The organism is Mycobacterium sp. SMC-8 (assembly GCF_025263565.1).
In the GTDB taxonomy this organism is placed as follows: domain Bacteria; phylum Actinomycetota; class Actinomycetes; order Mycobacteriales; family Mycobacteriaceae; genus Mycobacterium.
The window spans coordinates 2305196-2323308 of sequence record NZ_CP079865.1 but is presented as its reverse complement, the minus strand read 5'-3'; the positions used below and the strand labels follow the sequence as shown (position 1 = coordinate 2323308).

General features: G+C 69.9%; 15 protein-coding genes and 1 pseudogene. 2 read left to right on the top strand and 14 right to left on the bottom strand.

The annotated features are described in order from the left end of the window. The first annotated feature begins 9 nt into the window (after positions 1 to 9). Complete coding sequence (locus KXD97_RS11315; RefSeq protein WP_260756851.1) at positions 10 to 813, top strand: hypothetical protein; 804 nt, start codon at positions 10 to 12, stop codon at positions 811 to 813. 10 nt (positions 814 to 823) lie between these two features. Here KXD97_RS11315 and KXD97_RS11310 read toward each other — a convergent pair whose 3' ends face one another. After that, positions 824 to 2203, bottom strand: a complete 1380-nt coding sequence (locus KXD97_RS11310; RefSeq protein ID WP_396885381.1) for a glutamate-1-semialdehyde 2,1-aminomutase — start codon at positions 2201 to 2203, stop codon at positions 824 to 826. Between the two features lie 69 nt (positions 2204 to 2272). Further along, positions 2273 to 3256 (bottom strand): annotated as a pseudogene (locus tag KXD97_RS11305) (class I SAM-dependent methyltransferase); the annotation flags it as partial. 14 nt (positions 3257 to 3270) lie between these two features. Here KXD97_RS11305 and KXD97_RS11300 point away from each other — a divergent pair. Further along, complete coding sequence (locus KXD97_RS11300; protein ID WP_260756850.1) at positions 3271 to 3825, top strand: dTDP-4-dehydrorhamnose 3,5-epimerase family protein; 555 nt, start codon at positions 3271 to 3273, stop codon at positions 3823 to 3825. On the opposite strand, the gene KXD97_RS11295 is transcribed toward KXD97_RS11300, so the two are convergent. The 12 genes from KXD97_RS11295 to KXD97_RS11240 all read right to left on the bottom strand — a co-directional run bounded on the left by KXD97_RS11295 (position 3809) and on the right by KXD97_RS11240 (position 18107). Continuing rightward, a complete protein-coding gene (locus KXD97_RS11295; RefSeq protein WP_260756849.1) occupies positions 3809 to 4843 on the bottom strand; it encodes an NAD(P)-dependent oxidoreductase in 1035 nt (344 codons plus the stop codon). The two genes, KXD97_RS11300 and KXD97_RS11295, sit on opposite strands and share 17 nt — an antisense overlap. After that, a complete protein-coding gene (locus KXD97_RS11290; RefSeq protein WP_260756848.1) occupies positions 4840 to 5499 on the bottom strand; it encodes a PIG-L deacetylase family protein in 660 nt (219 codons plus the stop codon). The genes KXD97_RS11295 and KXD97_RS11290 overlap by 4 nt, the downstream gene beginning before the upstream one ends. After that, positions 5496 to 6296, bottom strand: a complete 801-nt coding sequence (locus KXD97_RS11285) for a glucose-1-phosphate cytidylyltransferase (RefSeq protein WP_260756847.1) — start codon at positions 6294 to 6296, stop codon at positions 5496 to 5498. The genes KXD97_RS11290 and KXD97_RS11285 overlap by 4 nt, the downstream gene beginning before the upstream one ends. Next, positions 6293 to 7537, bottom strand: coding sequence for a class I SAM-dependent methyltransferase (locus KXD97_RS11280; RefSeq protein WP_260756846.1), 1245 nt, complete (start codon positions 7535 to 7537; stop codon positions 6293 to 6295). The genes KXD97_RS11285 and KXD97_RS11280 overlap by 4 nt, the downstream gene beginning before the upstream one ends. Further along, positions 7534 to 9642 (bottom strand): hypothetical protein, encoded by a 2109-nt coding sequence (locus tag KXD97_RS11275; RefSeq protein WP_260756845.1) that lies wholly within the window; start codon positions 9640 to 9642, stop codon positions 7534 to 7536. The genes KXD97_RS11280 and KXD97_RS11275 overlap by 4 nt, the downstream gene beginning before the upstream one ends. Continuing rightward, positions 9635 to 11707, bottom strand: a complete 2073-nt coding sequence (locus tag KXD97_RS11270; protein ID WP_260756843.1) for a family 16 glycosylhydrolase — start codon at positions 11705 to 11707, stop codon at positions 9635 to 9637. The genes KXD97_RS11275 and KXD97_RS11270 overlap by 8 nt, the downstream gene beginning before the upstream one ends. After that, positions 11704 to 13002 (bottom strand): glycosyltransferase family 2 protein, encoded by a 1299-nt coding sequence (locus KXD97_RS11265; protein WP_260756842.1) that lies wholly within the window; start codon positions 13000 to 13002, stop codon positions 11704 to 11706. Before KXD97_RS11265 ends, KXD97_RS11270 begins: the two co-directional genes overlap by 4 nt. A gap of 1 nt (position 13003) precedes the next feature. Beyond that, positions 13004 to 13993 (bottom strand): glycosyltransferase family 2 protein, encoded by a 990-nt coding sequence (locus tag KXD97_RS11260; RefSeq protein ID WP_260756841.1) that lies wholly within the window; start codon positions 13991 to 13993, stop codon positions 13004 to 13006. After that, positions 13983 to 14885: a glycosyltransferase gene (locus KXD97_RS11255; RefSeq protein WP_260756840.1), complete on the bottom strand. Its 903-nt coding sequence runs from the start codon at positions 14883 to 14885 to the stop codon at positions 13983 to 13985. The genes KXD97_RS11260 and KXD97_RS11255 overlap by 11 nt, the downstream gene beginning before the upstream one ends. 23 nt (positions 14886 to 14908) lie before the next feature. Further along, the gene (locus KXD97_RS11250; RefSeq protein ID WP_260756839.1) at positions 14909 to 15742 is read right to left on the bottom strand and encodes a glycosyltransferase family 2 protein; all 834 of its coding nucleotides are present in this window, start codon (positions 15740 to 15742) and stop codon (positions 14909 to 14911) included. 477 nt (positions 15743 to 16219) lie between these two features. Then, on the bottom strand, positions 16220 to 16906 hold the full coding sequence (gene regX / locus KXD97_RS11245) for a two-component sensory transduction protein RegX (protein WP_260756838.1): 687 nt from the start codon (positions 16904 to 16906) through the stop codon (positions 16220 to 16222). Between the two features lie 7 nt (positions 16907 to 16913). Continuing rightward, the gene (locus tag KXD97_RS11240) at positions 16914 to 18107 is read right to left on the bottom strand and encodes a cell wall metabolism sensor histidine kinase WalK (protein ID WP_260756837.1); all 1194 of its coding nucleotides are present in this window, start codon (positions 18105 to 18107) and stop codon (positions 16914 to 16916) included. Positions 18108 to 18113 lie beyond the last annotated feature (6 nt).

Sequence of the window (18113 nt, the reverse complement as noted above, 5' to 3'; positions counted from 1 at the left end):
ACCAACCTAATGGGTCTACCGTGGAAAACCGTGAGCGCATCGGCATCGCATCCTGGTGAGGTCGAATTGGATTTCGCCCGTGAGTGGGTGGAGTTCTACGACCCGGACAACCCCGAACATCTGATCGCCGCCGATCTGACCTGGCTGCTGTCCCGCTGGACCTGTGTGTTCGGCACCCCCGCCTGCAAGGGCACCGTGGAGGACCGGCCCGACGACGGATGCTGTTCCCACGGGGCGTTTCTGTCCGACGACGACGATCGCGCCCAGCTCGACGACGCGGTCAAACTGCTGACCGCCGAGGACTGGCAGTTCCGTGACAAGGGTCTGGGCCGCAAGGGTTACCTGGAGCTCGACGAGTACGACGACAAACCCAACTGGCGGACGCGAAAGTACAAGGGCGCCTGCATCTTTCTGAATCGCCCGGGTTGGCCGAAGGGCATCGGCTGTGCGCTGCACCAGAAGGCGCTGGAGATCGGTGTGGAGCCGCTGACGCTCAAACCCGAGGTGTGCTGGCAGCTGCCGATCCGCCGCACCCAGGAATGGGTGACCCGACCCGACGGCTCGGAGATCCTCAAGACCACCATCACCGAGTACGACCGCCGCGGCTGGGGCGAAGGCGGCCTCGATCTGCACTGGTACTGCACCAGCGACCCCGGCACCCACGTCGGCGCCAAACCGGTGTGGCAGTCCTACGCCCCCGAGCTGACCGAACTTCTCGGCGAGAAGACCTACGCGGAGCTGGCCGCGATGTGCAAGCGCCGCAGCGGTTTAGGGTTGATCGCCGTGCACCCGGCGACCCGCGCCGCCGAATGACCGGATCGCGCTAGCCCATCCGGCCGGCGGTGCGCCGCGGCTCCGCGGTGCGCCGGATCGCCGGTGCGACCGGTCTGCCCTGCAGCAGTCCACGCACGCTGCCCGCGTCGATCGCGTACCGGTAGACGGGCAGCGCATCCCGTACCGCCTGCACCGTCGCGTCGACGGCCTCGTCGGTGTGCGCGGCGGAGGTGACGAAAGACTGACCGAGCACGCCGCGGCGCAACAGTTCCTGTAGGAACAGCGTGCGGTAGGCCTGTGACGGCGTGCCGTCGGCGTCGCCGGTGACGAACACCAGACACGTTGGGCGCCCGATCACCCGGAGGTGCTCCTCCAGCCCGGCCTCGGCCACCGCCGCGCCGACGCCGGCGGCCAGCCGGCGGCCCGCGTGCTCCATCCGCGCGATCGGGTCCTCGCTGCGGTACGCCGCGGCCACCGCGCGGAACGCGGCCAGGGACGCCGTTTCCGGGCCGTGCGTGGTGGAGAGCAGGAAGACCCGGTCGGCGCCGGTGCGCAAACCCCCGAACTCCAGGTGACGGCGGAGTCCCGCCAGCGCCGACAGCGGGAACCCGTTGCCCATCGCCTTGCCCCAGCAGGACAGGTCCGGGGTGACCCCGTACAGGGTCTGCGCGCCGCCGGCCGCCCAGCGGAAGCCGGTGATCATCTCGTCGAACACCAGCAGCGTGCCGGTGCGGTCGCACAGGTCGCGGACCTCGTCGAGGAACCCGGCGGCGGGTTCGGCGGTCGCCGAGGCGGGCTCCATCACCACGCAGGCGACGTCCTCGGCGCTCAGCAGTTCGGCCAGCGACGCGGCGTCGTTGTACCGGAACCGGACCGTGGCCGCGGCGTGCTCGGCGGGCACGCCTGCGGCCATCGCGGTGGTGCCGATGAACCAGTCGTCGGTGGAGAAGAACGGTTGATCGCAGACCGCGACCTTGACCCGGCCGGTCACCGCGCGGGCCAGCCGCACCGCCGCGGTGGTGGCGTCGGACCCGTTCTTGGCGAACTTGACCATCTCCGCCCCGGGCACCAGTTCCAGGAAGTCCTCGGCGGCGGCGACCTCCAGCGCGGTCGGCCTGCTGAACCCGAGGCCGTCGGCCATCGCGCGGGCTGCCGCGTCGACGACCGGGCGATAGCCGTGACCGAGGGTCACCGCGCGCAGCCCGATCCCGTACTCGATGTATTCGTTGCCGTCGGCGTCCCACACCCGGCAGCCCGACCCTCGGGTCAGCACCGGCGGCATGAACTCCGGGTACTGGTCGGGCCCCCGCGCGTAGGTGTGCGCGCCGCCGGGCACCAGCTCGTGCAGCCGCTCCTGCAGCTGCCGGGACCGCGCGAAACTGCGTGCGGGCCTGACGAACCGATCATCGGGAACCCAGCGGCCGTCCAGTTGCGGCCAGCGCGCCGACACCTCGGCCCGCAGATCACCCAGCGTCAGCAGCACCCGGTCCGGGTCCGCCGCGACGAGCTCGTCCGGTGACACGATCGGCACATCGGTGCCCGGCATCCGGCGGCCCTGCTTGGCCGGTGCCGCGTCCGCGACCGCACCGATCAGCGTCCGGTCCAACCCGGCCCGGGCGAACAGCGCGACGGCGCGCGACGCGGCGCCGTACGCGTAGACCCGGCGGCCGGCCCGGCGTTCCTGCTCCAGCCAGCTACGCAGCGCGACCACCTGCGAATCGGCGGCGTCCTGCACAACGCCCACGGTGGCCGCATCGGTCAGCGCGGCTTCGGATTCCAGCAGGGACGCGACGGTCGGGCCGGGTTCGCCGGTGCCATGGACGGCCGCGACGAGCACGGTCCCGCCGTAGAGGTCGAAGGTCCACGCGTGTGCGGCGCGCATACCGACCCGCTCGAGCTGTGCGACGACGACCGGCGTGGAGTAGTAGGCGAAGTGGCCGTGCCGCAACGAGTTCCACTGCCCGTGCGCGACGATCGCGGCCAAGCTGTGGAACTGGATCAGCAGCACCCCGTCCGGCGCGGTGGCCCTGGCGCGCTCTTCGAACGCGGTCTGCTGGTCGGCGTCGTGCATGATGCCGAAACAGTCGAGCACGACGTCGGCCGTGCCCCCGCAGGTGGCGCGGTACCGGCGCTCGGCGAGAAGCGGCAGCCAGCTGCCGCCGTGCGGGCTGCCGAACTCGCGTACCGTGCCGCCCGCCACGTTCAGCCAGCCCGCGTCCTCGACGCGGCGGACCGCTTCTGCAGCTTGATCTTTGAGCGCCTGCGGCTCGACACCGCGGGGCTCAGCAGTGTCGGTGTCGTCCTCGGCGAGCTGAGCGAGCCCGCATGCGGCGCACAGGTCCATCGCCAGCGGGTGGGACACCTCCGCCGGATCGACGGGCAGGTCGGCCGGCGGGAAGTGGTCGGCGGCGGGCACCAGCCCCAGGTCGAGCACACGGTGCAGTCCGGGATCCCCGCATCCGCGGCAGTGGCCGGCCTTCATGCCACCATGTCCTGGTGCGTATCGAACCGGCCCAGCTCGCGGGTGTGGTCACGCTGGTGCCGCAACCGCACCACGACGACCGTGGATTGTTCACCCGCACGTTCGACGCCGAGGTTTTCGACGACTGGTCGGGTGTGCCCGGCGCCGCGGCCTCGTTCGTCCAGGATTCCCAGTCCCGCTCGGCCCGTGGGGTCATCCGCGGCCTGCACGGCCGGCGCGGCCGCGGCGAGGCCAAGCTCGTGCGCTGCGCACACGGTGCCGTGCACGACGTGCTCGTCGACGCCAGACCGCAGTCGCCGACGTTCGGCAGGCACGAGGTGTTCCTGCTCGACGACACCACATTCCGCCATCTCTACGTGCCGCCGGGCATGCTGCACGGCTTCCAGGCGCTCACCGACGTCGCCGACGTCTGCTACCGCATCAACCGCGCGCACGATCCGGCCGAGGACATCGCCGTGGCGCACGACGACCCCGACCTGGATATCGAATGGCCGCTGCGTCCGGCCCTGCTGTCGCCGCGTGACGCCGCGGCGGCCAGCTGGGCCCGGCTGCTCACACAACTTCACTGATCCTCCGCATCGCGTCGTCCAGCCGGCCGCTGTCGCGCAGCTGCGCGAGGCGGGCCAGCCGGGTGAACTTCGCCGCCATGTCTGCCGAAGTCAGGCCGTGGCGCAGATACGCCGAGCACAGCTCGGCGGCCCCTTCGGCCACCGACACGGCGGCCTCGAAGCCGAGTTCGGTTCTGGCCCTCGTGAAGTCGACCCGGTAGGAACGCGGGTCGGCACCGGTCTCGCCGGTGATCAACACCTGTGAGGCCGGCACGGCGTCGGCCACCTGCCGCGCGATCTGCGCCACGGTGACGTTGTTGCGCTCGCTGCCGATGTTGAAAGCGCGGCAGGCGACCGTCGGCGCCGGCGCCTCCAGGCACCGGATGAACGCCGCGGCGATGTCGCGGGCGTGCACCAGCGGACGCCACGGGGTGCCGTCGGACAGCACGCGCACCACCCCGGTCAGCACCGCGGATCCGACCAGGTTGTTCAGCACGATGTCTGCGCGCAGCCGCGCCGAGAAACCGAACGCCGTGGCGTTGCGCAGGAACACGGGAGCGAAGTCGCTGTCGGCCAGTGCCGCCACATCGTCCTCGACGCGGACCTTGCTGACCGCGTAGGGCGTGAGCGGGCGCAGCGGGGCGTCCTCGTCGACCGCCCCGTCCCCTGCCGCGCCGTACACCGAACACGTCGAGGCGTACAGGAACCGTTGCACCCCGGCCTCTTTCGCGAAGCGGGCCAGGCGCACCGAGGCGTGGTGGTTGATGTCGTGGGTGACCTCGGGCGCCAGCGCGCCGAGCGGATCGTTGGACAGGGCGGCCAGGTGGATGACCGCGTCGAAGCCGGCCAGGTGCTCGGGGCGGACGTCGCGCAGGTCGACTGCCAGGCCCACGGGGTCGTCCGGGCGGGGGCCCAGCACGCAGTCGGCGAAGTACCCGACGTCCAGACCGGTGACCTGGTGGCCTGCCGCGCGCAGCGCCGGCACCATGACGGTGCCGAGATAGCCCTGGTGACCGGTGACCAGTACGCGCCGGCTCATGCCGCACCTCGCCGCGGGAATCGCAGCACCGTCTTCTCCGCGACGAACGCCTCGGCGTGCGCGCTGCGGCACTGCACGCCGCGCAGTCGCGTCAACCCGAGGAACGACTGCTCGTCGAACCAGTCGCGGCCGGCCTGCGACGGGTAGTGCTTGTGCAGCAGCCTGACCTTCTCCTCGGCGATCTCGGCATCCACCGGGTGGAACACGTTGGGCGACGGGGTGTCCGACTCCCATTTGAGGATCTCGTAGCCCAGCACCACGTGGTCGCGGAACTCGGTGGGGGTCAGTTCGGCGAGCAGCCGGTGGTCCTGGTGGGCGTCATGGCGGTGCGGGCTGAACACCAGTTGCGGTTCGCAGCTGCGGCGCATTGTGCTGAGCCCGTCCTTGACGCTGTCCCAGTGGGCCGGGGTGCGCCCGTCGGGCAGGCCCAGGAGGGTCAGGTGCACCGTGGCGCCGGGGCAGAACGCCGCCAGCGCCGCCCGCTCCTCGGCTTCGCGTTCGGTGCCGGCGCCGCACAGCACCAGTGCATGGACCTGCAGTCCCGGGTTCGCCCGAGACAGCGTGAGAAGTGTTGCGCCTGCGCCGATCGCGATGTCGTCGCAGTGCGCGCCGAGCGCCGCCACCTCGCGGACGGGTCCTGCGGTGAGGTCGATCACGAGGCCGCCTTCGCGTGCTCCCACAGTGCCCACGGCCGGTCCCCGCTGCGGTAGGCGACTTCGAGCTCGGCACGCTCCTTGAAGGTGTCGGCGGGCTTCCAGAAGCCGAGATGCCGGTACCCGAACAGCTTTCCGTCGGCGGCCAGCCGGGCGCAGGTGTCCTCGACCAGATCGCAGTTCTCGGTGAGCAGGTTCAGGATCTGCGAGGACATCACGAAGTAGCCCCCGTTCTCCCAGATCGGCAGCCGGGACACCGGGGTGATCCCGGTGATCGCACCGCATCCCTGCCCGGAGTCGGCCACGTCGACGCAGTGGAACGACGACTGGGGCGGCACGATCAGCATCGACGCCGTCGCTCCCGACGCCTTGACCTCGTCGATGATGTCGTTGAGCGGCGCGTCGGTGAGCACGTCGGCGTAGTTGGCGAGGAAGTACTCGTCGTCCTCGACGAAGTGGCGCACCCGCCGGAGCCGTTCTCCGATCGAGGATTCCGTGCCGGTGTCGACGAAGGTGATGGACCAGTCGCTGATGTCGGTCTGCAGCAGCTCCACCTTGCCGCCGCGGATGACGAAGTCGTTGGACGCCGATTCCTGATAGGTGAGGAAGTAGTTCTTGATGTGCTCGGCGCCGTAGCCCAGGCACAGCACGAACTCGGTGTGCCCGAAGTGGGCGTAGTAGCGCATGACGTGCCAGATCAGCGGTCGCGGACCGAGCATCTGCATGGGCTTGGGGATGGTGTCGTCGCTGCTGTTGCGCATGCGCATCCCGTAGCCACCACAGAACAACACGACTTTCATTTCACGGTTCCTTCCGTCACGTCGACGACGTGCAGGGTGGGAAGTGGGAAGACCAGCCGCGCACCCCATTCGGCGGTGTACGCGAGCTGCTCGGTGATCTCGGCCCGCAGGTTCCACGGCAGCACCACGATCACGTCGGGGCGGTCCTTGTCGAGCTGGGCCGGATCGTGAATCGGGATCCGCGTGCCCGGGGTGAACCGGCCATGCTTGTACGGGTTCCGGTCCACGGTGTACTCGATCAGGTCGTCGCGGATACCGCAGTAGTTGAGCAGCGTGCTGCCCTTGCCGGGTGCCCCGTAGCCGACCACCCGCAGGCCGCGGGACCGGCAGTCGAGCAGGAAGCGCAGCAGGTCGTGCCGGATCGCCTCGGTCCGGGGCCGCAGGCCGAGATATCCGTCGAGGTGGTGCAATCCGGCCTCGTTCTCGGCCTCCAGCGCCGCGGTGACCCGAGGGCCCGGTGCACCGGCGCTCTCCGCGGGACGTGCCCACAGCCGGATCGATCCGCCGTGGGTCGGCAGCATCTCCACGTCCACCACCGTCAGCCCTCCGGTGGCCAGCGCCCGGATCGCCGAGAGCACGGTGTAGTACTGGAAGTGCTCGTGGTAGACGGTGTCGAACTGGCCCAGCGCAACCAGATTCAGCGCGTGGTGGACCTCGATGCTCAGCCAGCCGTCGTCGGCAAGCAGACCACGCAGCGCCCGGGTGAAGCCGAGCAGGTCGGGGATGTGGGCGTAGACGTTGTTGGCGACCACCAGATCGGCGGGCCCGTGCTGGGCGCGCACCTCGGCGGCGGTCTGTTCGTCGAGGAACGCCGACAGCGTCGGCACTCCGCGGCGGCGCGCGGCCGCCCCGACGTTGATCGAGGGCTCCACGCCCAGGCACCCGATGCCGGCCGCGACGACGTGCTGCAGCAGGTACCCGTCGTTGCTGGCGACCTCGACCACGAACGAATCCCGGCCCAGCCCGGCACGTTCGGTGGCGTCGGCCACGAAGCGCCGGGCGTGGTCGACCCAGGTGTCGGAGTACGACGAGAAGTACGCGTACTCGGTGAAGTTGTCCTCAGGCGTGATCAGCGCCGGAATCTGCAGCAGCAGACAGTCCTGGCACAGCCGCAGGTGCAGTGGGTAGGTCGGCTCCGCGACGTCGAGTTCGTCTGCGGTGAGGAACTTCGCGCACGGCGGCGTGGCGCCGAGGTCGAGCACACTGTGCATGCGGGCGGATCCACACAATCGGCATCTCATCGGCACACCTCCTGGTATCGGTACACGGTGGTGGTCTCGTCCTGCATTCGCAGGCACCACACCGGGCTTGTCGCGAACATGTCCTCGAAGCGCTCGACCGTGCCGGGTTCGGCGTGGCCGAGATAGGACAGCGCCGCCGTCGCCTCGTCGGAGAACACGAAGTACGTGTCCCCCGTCCCGGCCGCGGCCAGCGCGGTCACGTCGTCGAACTGTCCGGCGTCCGGGAAGCCGGTCTCGAAACCCGGCCAGCGTTCGAAAATGGTTCCGTCGTAGGCGCTGTCGGCGACAGCCAGGGACACCGCCGTCGCCGTCGCCCGCGACGGGAAGCCTGCGGTGTGCAGATTCCACACGGTGGCCGGGCCCCGGGACGCGTCCACACCCTCCACCAGGTTCGCCAACAGCGCCAGCTGGGAAGGCTTCTGCACGTTGAGCTGCCAGGTGCCGTAATAGCCCTGCAGCCCTGCGCCGGCGATCCCGGCCAGGGCCAGCGCGGCCACGTACCGGCCGGCACGGACTCTGATCGATGCGACCAGCAGCGGAGCGATCAGCACCGCGCAGCCCGGCAGTGCGTACAGGTAGACGCGGAAGATCGCCTCGCCCCCATAGCTGTTGAGCAGCAGCAGACCGAACGGACTGAACGCCAGCACGGCCGGGATCAGCACGCGGCGCCCACTGCGCCACCACACCACCACCGCGACCAGCGCCAGCAGCACCATCCCGGCCGACAGCCCGCGACACACGAGCGAGGTGAACATCTTCGCGGCCGACCCGGCGTACTCGGCGTTTCCGGCGCCGTTGGCCAGTGGGTTCATGCTCGACAGGCCGCCGTGCTGGAAGACGATGTAACTGCGCGGAATCAGGTATCCGATCAGCACTGCGGCATAAGGGATCACGATCCAGGCCGACCTGAGCCGACGCGCCGCCGCCAGCGTCACGACCACACCGAACACCCAGTACGGCGTGAGCTGGTGGGTGGGCACCAGCGCGGCGAACAACACCAGCGACAGCCATCCGGCCGCAGGGGCGGTGCGCGCGGCGAGCAGCGTGACGACGACACCGAGACCGAGCACCATCGCATAGGCCTGGGGGGCGAAGTAGTCCTGAGCCACCCAGTTCGCCAGTTCGACGACCATCACCGCGGCGAGCGTCTGCGGCCGGTCCAATCCGAGCGTGGCCGACAGGCCCGCAATGACCAGTGCCAGCACCACGTGGGTCACCGGCGCGAACCAGTGCGCGACGGTCACGGGATCCACTGCGGTGACGTCACTGAACCAGGCGAACGAGGTGAAGAACGCGGGCCATTCGCGGTAGACGTCGACGCCGGACGGCGGGAACCCGTGATGCTGTATCAGGTAGTCGACGATGCCGAGATGTTTGTAGGTCCACGGATACAACGGCAGGTCGGTGATCAGCGTGACGGTCAACCGCAGCACCACGATCACGGCGCCGACCGCCGCGGCGGCGACCACCAGCGCGTCGTCCCGCAGCGCGACCACGAACACCGCGACGAGCACGGCGGCCACCGCGACGAGCATCGGTCCGGTGCCGCTGAACAGCAGGCCGAACGGCGAGTCGGGGGCGGCTGCCATCCCGGGCAGCGCGGCTGCCCATCCGCACAACGCCGCGATGATCCACAGGTACGGCGCGGTCACCCGCCAATGCTGCGCGGCCGGCAGCGGCCAGGCGGTGGTGAAAGTGCCGCGGCGCCAGACTGACACCAGCGCCGACGCCGCGACGGCCGCCGTGGCCGACAGCAGCAACGGCACCGGGAGCCAAAGCCCCGCCCAGTTGCACACCGCGGTGGCCCCGGCCATTCCGGCCAGGCCGGTGACCGGCACGACCGCGACGACGGTGGCCGACGGCAGACGCAACCACAGCACCGTCGCCAACCCGGGACCGGTCAGGACGAACACCGCCAGCAGCACCGCCCGCAGCCACGGCGGCACCGGGGCCAGTGACAGCGTGCCGAGCACCGCCGACGCCAGCGCGAACGGTTCCACCGCCGGGGTGTCGAGGTGATGCGCGACCGGGGCGACCTTGCGGTGCCTGCCGCCGCCCGACGGCGGCGCCACGCGATGGACCGGGCGTTCGAGGAGATCAGTCACCGGTCACCCTCACCCAGTCGACCGTCATCTCGGCGGGAAACGGTGTGCCGTCCTGCACGGGCCCCGGCCAGTCCCCACCGACCGCGACGTTGAGCACGAGGAAGAACGGCTTGTCGAACACCCAGAGTTGTTCGGGGGAAAGGTCTGCGGCGTGGAACACGCCGGTGGTCCGGTCGTCGACGCCCATCGAGACGATGCCCGGTTCCCGCTGCACCCAGTAGGTGTGGAAGCCGTCGACGAAGGCCGGATCGATCGGCACGGCCGCAGCCAGCTTGTATTCCGTGCCGTCGGTGTAGGGGCCGATCGCGCCGGAGTGGACGAAGTGCGCCTCACCGATGGTCTCGACGACGTCGAGTTCTCCGCTGGCGGGCCAGCCCACACTGTCGAGGTCGGTGCCCAGCAGCCAGAAGGCGGGGTGCAGCCCCGCGCCCTGGGGCAGCTTCAGCCGCGCCTCCGCACGTCCGTAGGTGAAGGACAGACGGTCTTTGGTGGTCAGCCGCGCGGAGGTGATATGCCGGCCGTCGCGCCGGGCGGTCACCACGAGGTGGCCGTCGCCGTCCAGCGCCGCGTTGGCCGGATCGTCGGTGTACACCTGCACTTCGCCGTTGCCCCATCCGCCGCCGCCGACGTCGTGGCCCCACCGCGCCGGGTCGGGCGGCGTCCCCGCGGCACCGTTGAAATCGTCGAAGAGCACCAACGACGCTGCTGCAGTGGGACGTTCGATCACATAAAGCAGACCGACCGGCAGTGCCGCGGCCAGCAGCACCGCCCCGACGCGGATCGGGACCCGGTTCGACGGCGCCGCATGACGGGGCCGCGCGCCCGGTGCGGCACCGATACCGCGCAGCCACGCCACGGTCGGCCAGATCAGGATCAGCGCGGCCAGCGCTTCGGCCACCAGGTAGGCCCAGCCGACGCCGATGACACCGAGCGCGCGGGTGCCGTACCAGGATCCGGCGACGATCACCACGGTGACCAGTGCCTGCACGGACAGGTACAGCGCGAGTCTGCGCTGCACGCGGGCGAAGCCCTCGTAGACGGCGGCCACCGCCGACAGCGGCAGGAACGCCGCCGCCAGCCACAGCAGAGCTGTGCCCTCGGCACGGTATTCGTCACCGGCCAGGCCCAGCGTCAGCGGTCCCACCAGGAGCAGACCGGCCGAGGACAGCACGGCCACGGCGGCCATCATCCGCACCATGCGCCAGGACAGCGCCCGCACCTGGCCGGGGTTGGCCGCGACCTCGGCCACGTACGGTCCGACGACCAGGTGCATCATCAGGTACAGCGCGCTGATCATGGCCCAGCTGATCGCGAAGTACGCGTTCGCCGCAGGTCCGATCTGGGTGACCACGATCAGCGGCACCACCAGCGGACCGATCGACCACAACGACCCGATGCCCAGTGACGAACCGAAGTACGACCACATCTGTTTGCGCGGAGGCAGATCGGCCGGGCGGTGCCATCGGGGATGCCGCCGGCTGCGCCGGTGTAGCACCACGTAGGTGCACAAAGCGGCGACCGCGGCGGTGAGCGTCCAGCTCAGCACGATGGTGGCGGCCTGCTCCCAGACCGCCAGTGCGACGACCGCCACCAGCTTCGCCGCGGCGTGCGCCAGGTTCTTCACCGCCGACCAGCGCGCCACACCCAGCCCCGAAGTGGCCTTGTCGAGCAGGGCGAAAACAGCCAGCACCATCACCATTAGCGGGAAACCCGCCATCGCCCAGCCGGATTCGAACAGCGGCTGACGCGGGCCGACGACGACCAGCACCGCCCCGGTCAGCGCACCGGTGCCTGCGACCAGCAGGAAGCCACGGTGCAGCAGAGCGGGCGCGCGCGTTCCCGCCACCGGCAGGAAGCGCTCGTAGAGGACGTCGAGGCCGAGACACGACAGCGACGACAACAGCACCGCCGAAGTGATGAGCGCCGAGGCCAGACCGACCTCGTGAGCGGGGAACAGCCGGGCCGACACGGCCCAGAACGCCAGGCCGAGCACACCTGTCGACGCCGTCGACAGGATCAGCGCAACGGTGTTGAGCCGCAGGTTGCGTTCGGCGTGCAGGCTCACGTCGTCCCCAGAAGCGGTGCGGGGCTTCGCCCCTCGCGCAGCGCGGCGCGGTAGGCGCGGAAGCCGGCGAGGACCGAGCGCCACGCGGGCGTGGTCAGCCCGTCGGGCAGCAGGTCGGTCAGGTCGTCGGCGGGGCGGGCCGTGGACGCCGAGTACGACAGGTGCCCGACGAACGCAGGAGCCTTGCGCACCGCCGTCATCACGGCGTCGGGGGCCGTGCGGCGATCGCACGCGATCTTGGCGATCCAGGCCCCCAGGCCTGTCCCGTAGGTGCGGCTCTGCGCGGCGAGGCCGTCACCGTCGGCGCGGTGCCGGTGCCACACCAGCGCAGCCGGGTCGTACACCAGCTGCCCGCCTGCGGCCAGCACACGGAAGAACATGTCGAGGTCCTCCCCGCCGCCCGCCGGGGCGCCGGCCCCGAGGGCCTCGTCGAATCCACCCAACGCGAGGGCGACGGCCCGGTCGACGGCGAAGTTCGCGCCGGTGCCGTAATGCCCGACCGCGTACGGGAACAGCGGGATGTCGGCCGGCGGCGCGGACCGGTCGAACACCCGCGCGTCCAGACACTTCGACCACGCCACCCGGGCGTCGAAGTACGCCTGCGCCGGGGTGCGCAGTTCGGCGGCGGGCACGATCCCGGACACGCACGAGACCGACGGTCCGCGACCGAAGCCGTGGGCGATCGCGCTCAGCCAGTGCCGGTCGACGACGACGTCGTCGTCGGTGTACGCGACGACCTCGCCCCCGGCGGCCAGCAGTCCGGTGTTGCGCGCCCGGGACAGTCCGGGGCGTGGTTCCTCGACCACCCGCACCCGGGGGTCGGCCAGGCTCTCGACGTACCGCCGGGTGGCGTCCGTGGCACCGGCGTTGTCGACGACGACGATCTCGAAGTCCGGATAGTTCACGGCCAGAGCCGATTCCACGGCGGTACGCAGCATGGACACGCGGTCGCGGGTGCAGATCACGATGCTGATCGGCACGGCTCGCGCGCCGGGAACCGTCGATGCGGGGCCCGTCGGCGACGGGTCCCGCGCGGGCAGGTCGGCGACAGCCGCCCGCAGCTGCCGCGGATCGACGGCCCGGTCGACGATGTCGAGCTCGACGAAGCCGAGCGGGCCGGACTCGGCGCGCACCAGCAGGCGGGCCCGCCGGTATCCGTCGGCGGCGTGCAGCCGGTGCACGCCGCACGCGTCCGCCCAGATCTCGCCCACCCAGAGCGCGCCGTCCCAGTCCGGCCGCGCCGCACCGGCGAGCACGGGGCGTAGCGTCACGTCGGGGACGGTGAGGTCGGTCATCTCAGCTGCTCCGCCGGGTGAGCCTGCCCCGCAGGTAGCCGGCGGTGGTGACGCCGAGCCCCAGCACCATGACCGCCGCTCTGGCCCGGCCGCCGCGGCGCAGGGACACTGCTTCCCGGGCCACCGCACGCGGCAGAACCCTGGTGGTGTAGGCACGTTCGCTGTCGAGTGGCCGCGACGCCCGGGCCAGCCGGGTGACCACCGCCTTGGACAAGCCTTCGTGGTAGCAGCGGCTGACGAAGTACCGCAGCGTCGCCCGGTCGCTGCTGACGTAGTGCCGCACGGACGCAGCGGGATCCAGCAGCACCCGGCCGGTCGGTCGCATGGTGCGCAGCCGCAGGAACAGCTCGGTCTCCTCGCCGCCGACCGGCTTCTTTCCGACCCGGCCGACCTCCGGGCGGAATCCGCCGATGTCGTCGAGCGCGGACCTGCGTAGCGACATGTTGCAGCCCAACGGATTACGCACCGGTGCGAGACGCTCGGGTTGGCCGGTATAGCTGCAGCCGACCACCCAGTCGAACTCGGCGGGCATCCAACGGGGGCGGCCGTCCGGCCAGACCGGCGCCGCGGAGCCGCCGACCCCGAGCACGCGGGGATTGTCGTAGTGCCGCAGCAGGGCCCGGCTCCATCCGGGTTCGGCGGCCGCGTCGTCGTCGAGGAACGCCACCACCTCGCCGTCGGCGAAATCCACTCCGGTGTTGCGAGCCCCCGACAGCCCACGCGGACCGTCGCTGTGACGCACCAGGATTCGATGATCGTGGCCGAACCGTACGATTGCGCGCGCGTAGAGCTCGTCGTTGTGGTCGATCACCACGACGACCTGCAGCTGCGGGCCCCGGTCGGCCAGCACCGACTCGACCGACCGGCACAGGTCGTCCCAGCGTTCGGTGGTGTAGGCGCAGATGACGACGGACAGGCTTTCCACCGGCCGCAGTTCGGCCCGCCGAACGTGCGGCAGTACCCGGTGGTTGCGGACGTGCTCAATGGTCATGTGCGCTCCTGCGGCTGCGGATCGTGCTCAACGCGTAGAGACCGGTGCGCCGGAGCTGCATGTCGCAGGACCGGACACGGCCGTAGATGCGGTCGCCGACGGTGACGTTCCAGGCCGGGTCGGCCGCGAGCATGCCGGAGAACCCGAGGATCTGCCCGAGCTGGGACCGCGCGGAGGTCAGCGCCGTGGTGGAACCGCTGGCGATCCGGAAGGCCGCGAGAGTTCTCGGGACGCCGTAGAACTCGCCGCGGCCGAGCAGACGCACCCACAGGTCGAGCTCGCTGAGGAACGAGCTGACGTGCCGGAACCCGCCGCAGCGGTCGAAGTCGGCGCGCCGGAACATCGCGGCGACCGGCGGGCCGATCGGGTTGGTGCCGCTGCGGACGATGCGGCGCACGACGTGGTCGGCCGGCCGCCTGCCCTCGATGCCCGGCAGGCCCCGGTCGGGCCGGATCATCGTGCCTGCGTCGTCGATGAAGTCCGTCCGCGCCGAGACCAGCGTGACCTCGGGCATCGCCTCCAGCGCGGCCGCCTGTACCCGCACGCAGTCCGGCGCCAGAATGTCGTCGGCGCAAACGAGTTTGACGTAGCGGCCGCGGCTGCGGCGGATCGCGAGATTGAAGTTGTCGATCATCGGCACGGTCACGTCGTTACGCAGGACCCGAACCCGCGGATCGGTGAGCCCGTCGAGTAGTCGGCCGGTGCCGTCGGAGCTGTTGTTGTCGACGACCACGACCTCGAAGTCGTCGCTGTCCTGCGCCAGCGTGCTGTCCAGGGTCGCGCCCAGATGGCGCTGCGCCTGGTAGGCGGGGATGCAGATCGACACTGCGGGACGGGCTTTGCGCTCGCGCGGTGTTCTCGACGGCGACGTCGAGGCGATGATGCTGGTCACGTCGTCAACCCCCCGGATGATCGCTACGCCGAGCGCTTCTCGGCGGCCAGCGCCTGGGCCACGCGGCCCGAGACGCCCGACCGGTGGTTGCGCAACACCGTGCGCAGCACCCGGATCCCGTCCCGGATGGCGTGCAGGTTCGATGTGCCGTAGCGCCTCGGCATCTCCATGCTGGGCACCTCGGCGATGCGCAGCCCCGCTTGACTGGCGCGCACCGTCATCTCCGCCTCGATCTCGAAACCCGTTGCCTGCAAGGCCAACAAGTCGAGATACCGGCGATGGAAGGCACAGAACCCGTAGCACAGGTCGGTGAGCTCGCTGTCGAACAGCGAGTTGAACACCGCAAGAAGGAATTTGTTGCCGGCCCGGCGGAACGGTGTGATGTCCAGCGACCCGCCGCCGGCGATGAACCGCGAACCCTTGACGAAGTCGTAGCCGTTGGCCAGGAAGTGCAGGTAGTGCCGGATCTCCTGGGGGGCCATGCTGCCGTCGGCGTCCATCATCACTACGACGTCGCCGGTGGCGGCGGCGAAGCCGGCGCGCAGCGCATCCCCCTTGCCGGTCCCCTGCTGCGACACCACCGTGATGTCGGGGCGGTAGCTGCGCGCGGTGATCACGGTCGCGTCGGTCGATCTGCCGTCGACCAGGATGATCTCGTCCACGTCGTCGGTGATCTGTTCGAGCACCCACGCGACGTTGCGGGCCTCGTTGCGGACCGGGATGACCAGGCTGACCGTCATCGCCGACGCGGCAGGGGTGCGGCCCGCCGCCGTGCGCGCGCTTCGGCCGTCGATCAGGCCGGTGGCCCGCATCGTCGCGGTCGTGTCGTGCCCGTTCTGCGCCGCCAGTTCAGTCACTGCTCGACTCCCTCTGTTCCGGGTCAGGTTCCCGTGGTTCGGACCGGTCCGCCCGCGGCCGCACAGGTGCAGTCAGCACATTCGGCTGCAAACCTCACTGCGTTCGCTACGGCGACAGATCGTGGCCGTTCGGCGTTAGCGCGGGACGTTATCAGTGCGTCAATCGACGCGCTAGGCAAGGTATTTTGGATCTAGCTAACCGATTCTGAGAGTTAGCTGTGTATCGACATCCGCGTTAATACTCGGGCATGTACCAGCTGGTAGACCGTATAACCGTGGAAGTTCATGAGACACCGACGCTTGTGGTGTCGCGTAATTTTGTGCGATCTTGTGCAGAGTTAGCAAACAGAAGACAACGAAAACGACCTGTCGACTGTTACCAAGATCACGAATTAACGGTGGTTGCCATTAAGGGCGTCAGCACCGAGATTTAATCTCACCGCAAACCGGGATACCGGGGAGCGGCGCCGCGACGGGTCAGCCTTCGAGCTTGTAACCCAGCCCCCGCACGGTCACCAGGTGAACGGGATTGGCCGGGTCCGTCTCGATCTTGCTGCGCAGCCGCTTGACGTGCACGTCGAGTGTCTTGGTGTCGCCGACATAGTCCGCACCCCAGACCCGGTCGATGAGCTGTCCGCGGGTGAGCACCCGGCCGCTGTTGCGCATCAGGTACTCGAGCAGGTCGAATTCCTTGAGCGGCAACGTGATCGGCTGACCGTTGACGCTGACCACGTGCCGTTCGACGTCCATCCGCACCGGCCCGGCCTCCAGCACGCCGTCATCGATGCCGGCGTCGTCGTTGTCGGCGCCGCGACGCAACACCGCACGGATTCGTGCGATCAGCTCACGCGCCGAGTACGGCTTGGTGACGTAGTCGTCGGCGCCGAGCTCCAGGCCGACCACCTTGTCGATCTCGCTGTCGCGGGCCGTCACCATGATCACCGGGACGCTCGACCGCGACCGCAGTTGCTTGCACACGTCGGTGCCGCTCATCCCGGGCAGCATCAGGTCGAGCAACACGATGTCGGCGCCGGCGCGGTCGAACTCGGCCAGCGCGGCCGGCCCGTCGGTCACCACGGTGGTCTCGAAACCTTCTTTACGCAACAGAAAGGCCAGGGGATCGGCCAGGGACTCCTCGTCCTCCACGATCAGCACGCTGGTCATCGATGCATCAGCCCTCTCGCTCTTCGGGGTCGTCGGCACCGTCGGCGTCGGCGCCGCGGTGATAGGCAGGAATGGACAGGGTGAACGTCGAGCCGGTGCCCGGCTGGCTCCACAGTCGGATATCGCCGTTGTGATTGGCGGCGACGTGTTTGACGATCGCGAGCCCGAGACCGGTACCGCCGGTGGCCCGGGACCGCGCCTTGTCGACCCGGAAGAACCGCTCGAACACCCGCTCCTGGTCTTCCGGGGCGATGCCGATACCGCGATCGGTGACCGCGATCTCGATGTTGTCGCCACGGCGTCTGCGGCTGATGGAGACCGCAGATCCGTTGGGGGAGTATGCAATCGCATTGGACACCAGGTTCGCGAGAGCGGTCACGAGCAGCGTCTGGTCACCGAGCACCTGAAACCCGGTGGGTGCGTCGGTGGTGACGGCGATATCGGCGTTGTCGGCGGCGACTTTGTGCCGGGACAGCGCCTCGGAGACCACGGTGTCAACGTCGACGGCTTCCAGATCGGGCAGCCGTTCGGCACCCTGCAGCCGGGACAGCTCGATCAGCTCGCCGACCATGTCGGCCAGCCGGGTCGACTCCGCCACCATCTTGCCGGCGAAGTGCTTCACGGTGTCGGGGTCGTCGTCCGAGGCGAGCACGGCCTCCGCGAGCACCCCCAGCGCACCGACCGGGGTCTTGAGCTCATGGCTGACGTTGGCGACGAAGTCGCGGCGAGTCGCCTCCATCCGCGCCTGCTCGGAGTGATCGGTCACGTAGACCACCGCGAACCGCCGGTCCTGATCGGTGAGCAGCTGCGCGTGTCCGCGGATCGACAGCCCCGCCCGGACAGGACGGCTGCGCCGGCGAGGCGACAGGTCGAAGGTGATGGGCTCACCGGTGAGCAGCGTGCGTTCCGCGGCCCCCCATGCCTGGTCATCGAGTAGCCGGTCACGCACCAGGCCGAACTCCTCGGCCCGGTCGTTGGTGTAGACGACGTCACGGAACGTGTCCACGACCGCGATGCCGACCGGAGCCTGGGACACGATGTAATCCAGCATCTGCGACACCGTGAGGCCGATCTGTTCGCTGGATCGCCGTTGACGGCCGTCTCGAAGCCGGGGCGCCACCAGCACTCCGCACGCCACACCGACCGCCGATGCGAGCAGTGCCACCACCGCTACGAGAAGCAGCGCCGATCCGACACTCACGGGCAA

What these genes read in the sequence shown, in the direction of transcription:
- KXD97_RS11315 (WP_260756851.1), top strand. Translation starts at nt 10, where the DNA reads ATGGGTCTACCGTGGAAAACCGTGAGCGCATCGGCATCGCATCCTGGT.
- KXD97_RS11295 (WP_260756849.1), bottom strand. Translation starts at nt 4,843, where the DNA reads ATGAGCCGGCGCGTACTGGTCACCGGTCACCAGGGCTATCTCGGCACC.
- KXD97_RS11285 (WP_260756847.1), bottom strand. Translation starts at nt 6,296, where the DNA reads ATGAAAGTCGTGTTGTTCTGTGGTGGCTACGGGATGCGCATGCGCAAC.
- KXD97_RS11280 (WP_260756846.1), bottom strand. Translation starts at nt 7,537, where the DNA reads ATGAGATGCCGATTGTGTGGATCCGCCCGCATGCACAGTGTGCTCGAC.
- KXD97_RS11265 (WP_260756842.1), bottom strand. Translation starts at nt 13,002, where the DNA reads ATGACCGACCTCACCGTCCCCGACGTGACGCTACGCCCCGTGCTCGCC.
- KXD97_RS11260 (WP_260756841.1), bottom strand. Translation starts at nt 13,993, where the DNA reads ATGACCATTGAGCACGTCCGCAACCACCGGGTACTGCCGCACGTTCGG.
- regX (WP_260756838.1), bottom strand. Translation starts at nt 16,906, where the DNA reads ATGACCAGCGTGCTGATCGTGGAGGACGAGGAGTCCCTGGCCGATCCC.